12 protein-coding genes are annotated in these 12,251 nt (G+C 33.7%); 8 read left to right on the top strand and 4 right to left on the bottom strand.

The features are described 5' to 3' along the window. Positions 1-15 precede the first annotated feature (15 nt). Positions 16-378, top strand: a complete 363-nt coding sequence (locus CD032_RS04180) for a DUF423 domain-containing protein (RefSeq protein WP_019468204.1) — start codon at positions 16-18, stop codon at positions 376-378. 63 nt (positions 379-441) lie between these two features. Continuing rightward, a complete protein-coding gene (locus CD032_RS04175; RefSeq protein ID WP_103211205.1) occupies positions 442-1,932 on the top strand; it encodes an APC family permease in 1,491 nt (496 codons plus the stop codon). 198 nt (positions 1,933-2,130) lie between these two features. Here the strand turns inward: CD032_RS04175 and CD032_RS04170 are convergent, their stop codons facing one another. The 3 genes from CD032_RS04170 to hemQ all read right to left on the bottom strand — a co-directional run bounded on the left by CD032_RS04170 (position 2,131) and on the right by hemQ (position 4,964). Next, positions 2,131-2,583: a threonine/serine exporter family protein gene (locus tag CD032_RS04170; RefSeq protein ID WP_103211204.1), complete on the bottom strand. Its 453-nt coding sequence runs from the start codon at positions 2,581-2,583 to the stop codon at positions 2,131-2,133. A gap of 11 nt (positions 2,584-2,594) precedes the next feature. Beyond that, positions 2,595-3,368: a threonine/serine exporter family protein gene (locus CD032_RS04165; protein WP_019468201.1), complete on the bottom strand. Its 774-nt coding sequence runs from the start codon at positions 3,366-3,368 to the stop codon at positions 2,595-2,597. A gap of 846 nt (positions 3,369-4,214) precedes the next feature. Then, positions 4,215-4,964, bottom strand: a complete 750-nt coding sequence (gene hemQ, locus CD032_RS04160) for a hydrogen peroxide-dependent heme synthase (RefSeq protein ID WP_019468200.1) — start codon at positions 4,962-4,964, stop codon at positions 4,215-4,217. Between the two features lie 172 nt (positions 4,965-5,136). Here hemQ and pta point away from each other — a divergent pair, with 172 nt between their 5' ends. The 6 genes from pta (at position 5,137) to CD032_RS04130 (ending at position 11,285) form a co-directional block, all read left to right on the top strand. Then, complete coding sequence (gene pta, locus CD032_RS04155; RefSeq protein WP_040030111.1) at positions 5,137-6,123, top strand: phosphate acetyltransferase; 987 nt, start codon at positions 5,137-5,139, stop codon at positions 6,121-6,123. Continuing rightward, the gene (locus CD032_RS04150; protein WP_026034756.1) at positions 6,123-6,962 is read left to right on the top strand and encodes a lipoate--protein ligase family protein; all 840 of its coding nucleotides are present in this window, start codon (positions 6,123-6,125) and stop codon (positions 6,960-6,962) included. The genes pta and CD032_RS04150 overlap by 1 nt, the downstream gene beginning before the upstream one ends. A 544-nt stretch (positions 6,963-7,506) precedes the next feature. Next, positions 7,507-8,430, top strand: coding sequence for a mevalonate kinase (gene mvk / locus CD032_RS04145; protein ID WP_103211203.1), 924 nt, complete (start codon positions 7,507-7,509; stop codon positions 8,428-8,430). 4 nt (positions 8,431-8,434) lie between these two features. Further along, a complete protein-coding gene (gene mvaD, locus CD032_RS04140; protein ID WP_019468196.1) occupies positions 8,435-9,418 on the top strand; it encodes a diphosphomevalonate decarboxylase in 984 nt (327 codons plus the stop codon). Between the two features lie 12 nt (positions 9,419-9,430). Further along, positions 9,431-10,507, top strand: coding sequence for a phosphomevalonate kinase (locus CD032_RS04135; RefSeq protein ID WP_019468195.1), 1,077 nt, complete (start codon positions 9,431-9,433; stop codon positions 10,505-10,507). Between the two features lie 439 nt (positions 10,508-10,946). Beyond that, positions 10,947-11,285, top strand: coding sequence for a YuzB family protein (locus CD032_RS04130; protein ID WP_026034755.1), 339 nt, complete (start codon positions 10,947-10,949; stop codon positions 11,283-11,285). A 171-nt stretch (positions 11,286-11,456) separates the two neighbouring features. Here CD032_RS04130 and CD032_RS04125 read toward each other — a convergent pair whose 3' ends face one another. Further along, a complete protein-coding gene (locus tag CD032_RS04125; RefSeq protein ID WP_103211202.1) occupies positions 11,457-12,239 on the bottom strand; it encodes a glucose 1-dehydrogenase in 783 nt (260 codons plus the stop codon). Positions 12,240-12,251 lie beyond the last annotated feature (12 nt).

Raw genomic sequence — 12,251 nt, 5'->3', positions numbered from 1 at the left:
GAGAGGTTTATTTATATGAAAGTATTTATTATTCTCGGTGCTTTAAACGCTTTAATGGCTGTAGGTACCGGCGCATTTGGTGCACATGGTTTGGAAGGTAAGTTATCGGATAAATATTTATCTGTATGGGAAAAAGCAACCACTTATCAAATGTACCACGGGCTTGGTTTACTTTTAATTGGAATTATAAGTGGTACAACGTCAATTAATGTGAATTGGGCAGGATGGCTTTTATTCTTAGGTATTGTATTTTTCAGTGGTTCGCTTTATATCTTAGCATTAACACAAATTCGCATACTTGGTGCAATTACACCAATCGGAGGTATTTTATTTATTATAGGTTGGTTAATGTTAGTGATTGGTACGATTAAATTATAATTTTATAATTGTTATAGAATTCATCTTATGGGTATAATACATCTCATGAGGTGAATTTTATTTATGGGAAAAAATGATAGGAAAGTAGATAGAGGAGATTTAAAACAAAACTTATCTGAGAAATTTGTTTGGGCAATTGCTTATGGTTCGTGTATCGGTTGGGGTGCATTTATTTTACCAGGTGATTGGATTGGCCAATCTGGACCTATTCCAGCAGCTATTGGTATTGTAATTGGCGCACTGTTAATGATTTTAATTGCAGTAAGCTACGGCGCTCTTGTTGAACGGTTCCCAGTTTCTGGTGGGGCTTTCGCGTTTAGCTTTTTAGGCTTTGGCAGATACGTAAGTTTTTTCTCATCTTGGTTTTTAACTTTTGGTTATATATGTGTAGTGGCTTTAAATGCAACAGCATTTAGTTTATTAATTAAATTTTTATTACCTGATGTTTTAGAAACAGGTAAACTATATACCATCGCAGGATGGGATGTTTATATTACTGAAATATTAATTGCATCATTGTTATTGATTGTATTTATGTTTATAGCTATTAAAGGTACGAGTGTTTCAGGCTCGCTACAATTTTATTTCTGTGTGGCAATGGTCATTACAATCTTATTGCTATTTTTCGGTTCGTTCTTTGGTAGTAATTTCTCATTAGAAAATTTACAACCATTAGCAAACAAAGAAAAAGGTTGGCTTACATCAATTGTAATGATAGTTGCAGTAGCACCGTGGGCTTATGTAGGTTTTGACAACATTCCACAAACTGCAGAAGAATTTGATTTTGCTCCTAATAAAACATTTAAACTTATTGTATATAGTTTATTAGCAGCAGCATTTACGTATGTGCTAATGATTTTGTATACTGGTTGGCTAAGTAGTTCAGAGACTGATTTAAACGGTCAATTATGGTTAACAGGTGCTGTTACAAGTGGTGCATTTGGCTATATAGGTTTGGCAATTTTAGCGATAGCTATTATCATGGGCATTTTTACTGGTTTGAACGGATTTTTAATGAGTTCAAGTCGTCTATTGTTCTCAATGGGACGCTCAGGTATTATGCCTTCAGTATTTAGTAAATTGCATAATAGATATAAAACACCTTATGTAGCAATTATATTCCTTGTAGCTATCACATTGATTGCACCTTGGTTAGGTCGTACGGCATTGACATGGATTGTTGATATGTCGTCTACGGGTGTTTCGATAGCATACTTTATTACATGTTTATCAGCAGCGCGTTTATTTAGTTACGACAAAACAAGTAACACATATGGTCCAGTATATAAAACATTTGCGATTATAGGTACAATAGTATCGTTTGTTTTCTTATTACTATTATTAATTCCTGCTTCACCAGCTGGATTATCAACGCCATCTTATATTGCATTGTTAGGTTGGTTAATTATAGGATTAGTCTTTTTCGTAATTCGTTATCCTAAATTAAAACAAATGGATAATGATAAATTAAGTAAATTGATATTAAATCGTTCAGAAGATGAAGTAGTGAACCTTATTAATGAAAATAAAGTGCCAAACCAAACGCATAAATAGATGACATTCATTAATTATTTATGATATAAACATATAGATAATTAGATATGTAATTCTTACAATGTTTTGAGTATGAAAAAACGCCTATCAATAGCAACAGATTTTAACTGCATATTGATAGGCGTTTTGAAAAATTATTATGTCTTATACAAAAAATCTGAGGACTTTAATGAGCCTCAGATTTTTTGTGTTCAATTATTAAATGTGCTTTTTGCTAAATTTTGTGCCGGAAACGATGAGTTTAGATATTTGATCAGCGAATAATAAACCTAAAGCGATTGCGCCTGCAATCAGTGTTACTTCTAGCATCGTGTTAATAGCTTTACTAAAGTCTAACAAAATAAGATTTTTCGTAGCGTCAAAGGCCAAACCTCCAGGTACCAAAGGTATAATACCTGGCACCATAAATAGAATAACTGGTTCTTTTTTTAAGCGAGCCATTATATGACTAAGTAAACCCAATGCTAAACTTCCAAAGAAGCTTGAATAAATGGTGTGAAGTTGGAAACCATAATAAAATAATGTATAGACCATCCAACCACACGCCCCAACAATTCCAACAGCATTATATAAATATTTTGGAACATCAAATATAATACCGAAGAATAATGAAGCGGTATAACTAAATATTAAATTTAAAATCCAAAACATAAGCATTGCTCCTAAGAAATAATAAGTATTGTACCGACACCTGCCCCGATGCCAAAGGCAGTTACTAATGCTTCTAATGATTTAGTTGTAAACATTAACATGTGGCCACTGAATAAATCTTGAATAGCATTAGTGATTAAAACACCTGGTACAATTGGCATCACTGCTGAAATAATAATTGTGGAAATAGAGCCACCCTGTATAAGCGTATTTCCCAATACTGCCACTGCGCCTATAACGAGGGCACCCATAAATTCAGGAATGAATTTAGTGTGTAAGTTTCTATTTAAAAGTTCTACAACGAGGTAACCTAAAGCGCCCGCAACGAGCGCAGTGAATACATCAACTAAGTATCCACCTTGTAAATATAGAAAACTGATAGAGATAATCGCGGCGGCAATAAATTTAAAAAATAGATCGTGATTAATGCTTTGTTCATGATATATTTTTTGTAATTCTTGATAAGCATCTTCAACTGAAAGTGTGCCTTCGGAAAGTTGTCTAGAAACGCGATTAGTTCTTGATATACGATGTAGGTTGGTGTCTCTTGTTCTTATTCTGTAAATTCTTGGATAAGATTCATTATGTAACATAAAATTAATGACTGTATTCGTAACAAAACTATTACTTTCTGTATAACCTAATGTGAAAGCAATACGAGTCATTGTATCTTCTACACGAGATCCTTCTGCTCCAGATTCAAGTAAAATTCTGCCGGCTAGAATTATGACATCTTTTGCTATTTTTTCTTCATAATTTTCTGAGTATTGAACATTTATTGTCATCTAATCACCAATTATATTTTATTTAACTAAACCATTTGTAACTGTATTTTCATGGGATATATTTAGTAAGTTAATATTTTTTATTGTAACACTTTATCCAAATAATATGTTGGGCAAAAAAACACATATTGTATTTTAAAAAATTGAATTTTATACAATTTTAGCAATGCAAATATGTTTCAAATATTTCAAACAGGTTAAAATAGTATTAGTTGACTGTTACAAAATATTGAGTAGCGACAATATTTAACAGTTAACCCTTAAATTAAGTAGTGATTAAAGTTCTCCCAAACACACTACATTCAGACAGGCACACTTGGAATAAAACAAGTGTGCCTTTTTAGTCGCTCTTCTTTCTACGAAGTAGAAAGTTAGAGCGACTTATGCATGCGAAGCGCAGGCGAACCAGACGAAACGAAGTAGAAAGATAGAGCGATTGATGCATGCGAATCGCAGGCGAACCAAACAAAACGGAGTAGAAAGATAGAACGATTGATGCATGCGAAGCGTAGGCGAACCAAACAAAACGAAGTAGAAAGTTAGAGCGACTTATGCATGCGAAGCGCAGGCGAACCAAACGAAACGAAGTAGAAAGTTAGAGTGATTGATGCATACATATTATCGGAACATTTGTATTCAGAGAGGCTCAGTTTTCAAATTTAAATGTAGTCATTGTATTATATGATTATTGTAAATGTATTAAGCATGAAAAATAAAATGGCAGTATGATTGGAAAACTTAGATTTGAGGCACAATGCTAGTTATATATGAACGAAAAATAAAAAATGATATATATAAACCCCTCCATTTTAAATGGAGGGGTTTGATGATAGAATATAACAATATTTATATTTCAAAAAGTGTTGGTAAACTATCTTTTGTAATAATGTTACCTACATAGAAACTACCAAAATCACCGTAACGTGCTGTCGTTTCGTCAAATCTCATTTCAGAAACAATTTTTTTGAATTGAAGTGGATCATCTGCAAATAGAGTAACACCCCATTCGAAATCATCAAAGCCCATAGAACCTGTGATAAATTGTTTGATTTTACCAGCATATTGGCGACCGATTTTACCGTGATTGTACATAAGTTCTTGTCGATCTTCTAGTGACAACATGTACCAGTTATAAGTTTCATTACGACGTTTGTCCATAGGATAGAAACAAATATATTCGGATTGTGGTAATTCTGGGTACAATCTTGCTTTGATATGTGGATTTTCGTATGGATCTTCGTCAGATTTTCCTGCTAAATAATTGCCTAATTCAATAATCGAAACAAATGAATATGTCGGAATTAAAAAGTCTGTGATTTTCAATTTATTGAATTCATTTTCAAAAGCATTTAAATCTTTTAATTCAGGACGCAATGCCCATAAAAGAATATCTGCTTTTTGACCAGTGATATTATAAAATGCATGATCGCCTACATGGTTAGTACGCGTTTCTTCGTGTTTATCTAAAAATGCTTGTAACTCTTCAACTAATGTTTGACGTTCGTTTTCTGGGACTAAACGTAAACTAGCCCAGTCTATAGCATATAATAAATGTAAACTATACCAACCATCTAAAGTTTCTGGCGCTTGTGGCATATTGAATCGCTCCTTTATGAAATAATTCTATCTCTACACTGAAAATTCTATCATAAAGGTAACTATAAAACATAAGTAAATGATTACAAATTGGTGACATGGAATTCTATAAAAAAATGACGTATAATAGTAATGGAAAAAATAATAGTATTAAAAATTTGAGGAGGCCCATATGTCTTTATTAGATGTATTACAAGAGAAATTGTCAGGAAAAAATGTGAAAATTGTTTTACCTGAAGGAGAAGATGAACGCGTATTAACTGCGGCAACACAATTACAAAGTACGGATTATGTAACACCGGTACTATTAGGTAATGAAACAAATGTTAATGCGTTAGCTAAAGACAAAGGTTTAGATATTTCGAACTTAGAAATTATCGATCCTGAAACGAGTGAGTTGAAGCAAGAGTTAGTGACAGCTTTTGTTGAACGTCGTAAAGGGAAAGCAACTGAAGCCCAAGCTCAAGAAATGTTAAAAGACGTTAATTACTTTGGTACGATGCTAGTATATACTGGTAAGGCTGAAGGTTTAGTAAGTGGTGCTGCACATTCTACAGGCGATACAGTTCGTCCGGCACTACAAATTATTAAAACAAAACCAGGTGTAACTAAAACATCAGGTATATTCTTTATGATTAAAGGTGAAGAACAATATATCTTTGGTGATTGTGCAATCAATCCTACATTAGAAGCACAAGATTTAGCTGAGATTGCAGTAGAAAGTGCAAAATCTGCACAAAGTTTTGGCATGTCACCACGTGTAGCAATGTTAAGTTTCTCAACAAAAGGTTCTGCAAAATCAGATGATGTTGAAAAAGTTTCAAATGCTGTAGCGTTGGCACAAGAAAAAGTTGAAACTGATCAACTTAAAGATGTAGTTATTGATGGAGAATTCCAATTTGATGCTGCAATTGTACCGGAAGTTGCTAAGAAAAAAGCACCAGATGCACAAATTCAAGGCGATGCAAATGTATTTATTTTCCCAAGTTTAGAAGCGGGTAATATTGGATACAAAATTGCGCAACGTCTTGGTGGCTATGATGCAGTAGGCCCAGTATTACAAGGTCTTAATTCACCAGTGAATGATTTATCTCGTGGTTGCTCAATAGAAGACGTGTATAATTTATCAATCATCACTGCTGCACAAACATTACAATAATGGATCTAGCAAGTAAGTATTTTAATAGTGCCACTTGGCGTTATGTGGACCATTCTTCTGGTTTAGCACCGATGCAGTCATTTGCATTTGATGATACTTTGTCGGAAAGTGTCGGAAAAGACTTATCAAGTAGTGTGGTACGTACGTGGATACACCAACATACAATCATTTTGGGTATCCATGATTCAAGGTTACCGCATTTGCAAGATGGTATTCGCTATTTAACCGAAGAACGAGGGTATAATGCGATTGTGAGAAACTCAGGTGGTCTAGGTGTCGTACTAGACCAAGGTGTACTCAATATATCACTTATTTTTAAAGGCAAACATGACGTTACGATTGATGAAGCATTTTCAGTCATGTACTTATTAGTGGCAAAAATGTTTGAAGATGATGATGTTGAAATTGAGACCTATGAGATTGAACAATCATATTGTCCAGGGAAATTTGATTTAAGTATTAACGGGAAGAAATTTGCCGGTATTTCTCAAAGACGTGTTCGAGGTGGCATAGCTGTCCAAGTATATCTATGCGTTGAAGGAGATGGCAGTGAACGTGCTGCATTAATGAAAGCATTTTATGAACGCGCATTACAAGGTGAAAGTACTAAATTTGAATACCCTGATATTGACCCTCAATGTATGGCGTCTTTATCGCAATTATTAGGCAGAACGATAACAGTTCAAGACGTGATGTTTCAGTTGTTATATGCGTTAAAAGATTTAGGCGCTAATTTGACAATGGATGATATTACGGATGATGAATGGCAGCGATATGAAGGTTATTTTGACAAGATGATTGAACGCAATGCTAAAGTTAATCAAAAAATGGACGAATGAGACAAAGACTAGAAACGATACATAGTATTCGTTTTTAGTCTTTTTATTTATAATTATATAATGGAAGAGATTACTATTATTTGTTGAATTATAGTAATTAAATAAGTAATATAGTGAAAGTATACGTTAAATATCAAAAATAAATTAATAAAATAAAGTGAAGTTTTTGAATAATAGTTCATCGCGTTTTATAATAAATAAGTATTGTTTATAATTAGTAGCTGGTATTAACTTTTTGCTCATTTTGTTCAATTTTAATACAAATTTTAAAAAAACTATGGCTCGAGTCGTATGTCAATATATGAAATTTGTGAGATAATATAATTTGATTTGTGTAAAATTGATTGAGTTGTGTTAAAAAAGCGCGTAATTGCTTCTTGATTAAAAATGAAAAGATATAAATACGCTAGCTAAATACCATTAAACACAGAATTTCCTGGGAAATGTTAAGATAACTAGGAATGAAATTAAAATTAACAAAAAAATCGCGGTGCAAAGCATATATTATTTAAATTTAAAGAAAATACTAAAGGTGATTGAAAATATGGCACAACAAGGTTATGGGGAAGCAAATGGCAAGGTGATTTTAATAGGTGAGCACGCGGTGACATTTGGAGAGCCTGCAATTGCGATTCCATTTACGACAGGAAGAGTGAGTGCATTAATTGAATCATTAAATGTGACTCAATCTTCCTATATCAAAAGTGAAGTTTATGACGGTGAATTGGCTTACGCACCGGAACACTTAAAATCAGTAATAACGAGATTTATTGATAAATATGATATCGAAACTCCGATAAAAGTTTCTATAGATACGAACTTGCCACCATCGAGAGGTTTAGGATCTAGTGCAGCAATGGCAGTTGCATTTGTTCGTGCGAGTTTTGATTATATAAATAAACCTTTAACAGATGCAGTATTGATAGAAGAAGCAAATTGGGCAGAACGTATTGCGCACGGCAAGCCAAGTGGCATAGATACACAAACCATAGTATCCAACAAGCCAGTTTGGTTTCAAAAAGGTGAAGTTACTACCTTGCAACCATTAGATTTAAATGGATATATGGTTGTAATAGACACTGGTATTCGTGGTTCAACGAAACAAGCAGTAGAAGATGTACATAATTTATGTAAAGCAGATAGCGGGTATCTTAGCTTTGTCGAACATATCGGCAAATTGGTACATGAAGCGCGAGATTCTATAGAACACCATAACTTTGAACAGCTTGCTACTGTTTTTAATTTGTGCCAAGAGAATTTAAGAACACTCACTGTTAGTCACGAAAAAATTGAACAGTTGTTAGAAGTAAGTAAAAAACAAGGTGCGATTGCTGGTAAATTAACTGGAGGAGGTAGAGGCGGAAGTATGATCGTTCTTGCTTCTACTTTAGAAACGGCGGAAAAAATTGTGGAAAGTGCGCAATCATTGGGTGCACATCATACTTGGATTGAATATTTAGGAGGTTAGTAAGGTGGTTAGTAGTGGCAAAGCACGTGCACATACAAATATTGCACTGATTAAATATTGGGGGAAAGCTGATGAAGCCTATATTATTCCGATGAATAATAGCTTGTCGGTAACATTAGATCGTTTTTATACAGAGACTAAGGTAACTTTTTCTGAACAATATACTAAAGATATATTGATTTTAAATGGACAAACAGTAGATGATTCTGAAGCAACTAAAATACGTCGTTTTATGGATATTGTTAGAGATCTGGGTAAAACATCTATGTATGCACATATCGAAAGTGATAATTTCGTACCAACAGCTGCAGGTTTAGCTTCATCAGCAAGTGCTTATGCCGCGTTAGCAGCAGCATGTAATGAAGCTTTAAAACTTGGTTTATCGGGTAAAGGATTATCTAGACTTGCTCGAAGAGGGTCTGGATCAGCCTCTAGAAGTATTTATGGAGGTTTTGTAGAATGGGAAAAAGGTTATGATGATGCAACATCATACAGTTTCCCGATTGATGCAGATCACTGGGAAGATGATTTATCTATGATATTTGTAGTAATCAATAATAAAACAAAAAAAGTTTCTAGTCGTGCCGGTATGTCACATACACGTGATACATCTCGTTTTTACCAATACTGGTTAGATCACGTAGATGAAGACATAGCGTCAGTTAAACATGCGATTAATGACAAGAATTTTAAGTATTTAGGAGAAGTTATCGAAGAGAATGGTTTGAGGATGCATGCAACAAATTTAGGTTCACAGCCTCCTTTTACATACATGGTAGAAGATAGTTATTTAGCTATGGATATTGTACATCAATGTCGTGAAGCTGGTTACCCTTGTTATTTTACAATGGATGCAGGGCCTAATGTTAAAATTTTAGTAGAAAAGAAAAATCAACAGGCAGTCATTGATGCACTACAAAAATCATTTAATGATGATCAAATTATTGCAAGTGACATTACACGTACAGGTGTTGAAATTATTGAGTAAGGAAGAGATAACATGATTCAAGTAAAAGCGCCAGGTAAGCTCTATATTGCAGGTGAATATGCTGTTACTGAACCTGGATATAAATCTGTATTAATAGCTGTTAATAGATTTGTAACAGCTTCAATTGAGGATTCTAATGCTCCAGAGGGTACAATCCATTCAAAAACGTTACATCATGAGCCAGTTACCTTTCAAAGGGAAGAAGATAAGATAGTCGTATCTGATTTACATGCAGCAAAACAATTAAAATACGTTATCACAGCTATAGAAGTTTTTGAGCAATTTGTGAGTAGCAGTCACATTGACTTAAAACATTTTAATTTAACGATAGATAGTAATTTAGATGATGCTAATGGTCATAAATATGGTTTGGGTTCAAGTGCAGCGGTACTAGTATCTGTAGTAAAAGCTTTAAATGAATTTTATGAAATGCAGTTATCAAATCTTTATATTTATAAACTTGCAGTGATTGCAAATATGAAATTACAAAGTTTGAGTTCTTGTGGGGATATCGCTGTCAGTGTGTACACAGGTTGGCTTGCTTATAGTACTTTTGATCATGAGTGGGTATCACAACAAATTGAAGATACATCTGTTAACGAAGTATTAAATAAAAACTGGCCAGGTTTACATATTGAGCCACTACAACCACCAGAAAATATGGAAGTTTTAATTGGATGGACAGGATCACCTGCTTCTTCGCACCATTTAGTTAGTGAAGTGAAACGTTTAAAATCCGATCCTACGTTTTATGGAAAATTTTTAGAACGTTCTCATGCTTGTGTAGAGAAATTGATTCATGCCTTTAAAACCAATCATATCAAAGGTGTACAGCAAATGATCCGTATGAATCGTGAAATTATTCAATCTATGGATAATGAGGCGACAATCGATATTGAAACTGCGCATTTGAAAGTGTTATGCTCTGTAGCTGAAAAATATGGTGGCGCTGCTAAAACATCAGGTGCAGGTGGCGGCGATTGCGGTATCACAATCATTAATAATGAAGTAGATAAACAATCAATTTATAAAGAATGGTTAGAAAATGAAGTGAAACCGTTAGAGTTTAGTATTTATCATGGGCAATAAGCTTGAAGGAAAAGGATAAGACAGAAATCCGATTTTTAAATAGTTACGTTGTCTTAAACAGACATGGATGATTAGAGTTGATGCTTTACTGAGCTGAATCTCATGTTCAGGACCTACTAACTCAATAAGTTGAGAAGTACAACGGCTGTGACAATTAATTTGTCCAGCCTCTTTTTGGTTTGATTTTTATAATAAATGACAGAAAAGCAGATAATAAAAGTATGTATCATAAACGTTTAATTATATGATTCATGATCAAGTTATATACTTTTGAGGTAGAACTTGAAAAAATTCTTAAATAGAGTAAAATAATTAGAGTTGTATTTATCAATATAAACGTATTAATGTGGCTTTAGATAGGCAATTAAGCGCATATTTTACATAGAATAATAAAAAATGTGTAAATCATTTATGAATAGAAAGGTGAGGGTGATTGATTTTGCAAAATAAATTTTTAATCTGCGATGATTGTCAGGCAGTTAATTGTAAATCTTTGGAGAAAAAACTAACAAAATTAGATCCTAATGCAAAAATAGAAATTGGTTGTCAATCGTATTGTGGACCTGGACGACGTAAAACTTTTGCATTTGTTAATAATCGCCCATTAGCAGCCTTATCTGAAGAAGAGCTCATGGAAAAAATTGAAAAACAATTGCAAAAACCAAGAGACCCAGAAGAGGAAGAGCGCCTTAGAAAACGCAATGAGGAACGTAAAAGACGTAAGGAAGAACAAGATCGAAAGCTGAAAGAAAAATTAGCTAAGAAGAAAAACAAATGATAGACACTCAAATACTCACATGTGAAATGATTGAACTGCGCGATGTAGTTCAATCATTTGTTTGTATTACTGAATAAAAAACACTTTCGTTCATTTCATCATAAAATATGAGTGTTGAACAAAAGTGTTTTTTGATTTTATTGAAATCAAGGTCATATATGTTATTGATTTTTAAAGTGCTGTATAACCACCGTCGATTGTGAAGACACTACCTTGGGCAAATGAAGAAGCGTCTGAAGCAAGGTATACAACGATGCCACCGAGTTCATTTGGTGTGCCTGGTCTACCCATAGGTGTGAATCCCATCCAGTCTTCTATCATTTCTCCACCTTGATCAAAGAATGGTTTTGTAAGTTCTGTTTTCATATAACCTGGAGCTATTGTATTGACTTTAATATTATATTTTGACCATTCCATAGCTAAGCTTTTCGTCAACATAATGACACCTGCTTTGGAAGCATTATATGAACATTGTTCTTGTGGTTTGTTGGCAATTAGTCCTGACATAGAGGATGTATTAATAATAGAGCCATAGCCTTGTTTAATCATTACGCGTCCAACAGATTGGGCAACTAAGAAAATGCCATTCAGGTTTAAATTAATAACTTTATTCCAATCTTCAAATGACATTTCTTCAGCTTTTGCGTTAATTGTCATGCCAGCGTTATTAACTAAAATATCAATTTTAGTAAATTGTTTTGTAACTTCTTCAACCATTTGATTTACAGCATCTGGATTTGTAACATCCACTTTTAGAGCAATCGCTTTTACATTTTCAGTTTCACTAATTTCTTTAGCGGTATTATTAGCTATCTCTTCATTAATATCTGCAATAACGATATTAGCACCAGCTTGGGCCAATGCGGTAGCCATAGCTTTGCCTAAACCCATAGCACCTCCTGTTACAATTGCTACTTTTCCATCTAATTTGAATTGTTCTAATATATTTGTCATGTTCAAACACCT

Source organism: Staphylococcus cohnii subsp. cohnii (assembly GCF_002902365.1).
Lineage (GTDB): Bacteria > Bacillota > Bacilli > Staphylococcales > Staphylococcaceae > Staphylococcus > Staphylococcus cohnii.
The sequence above is the reverse complement of the archived record's forward strand: the minus strand, read 5'-3'. Positions and strand labels throughout refer to the sequence as shown.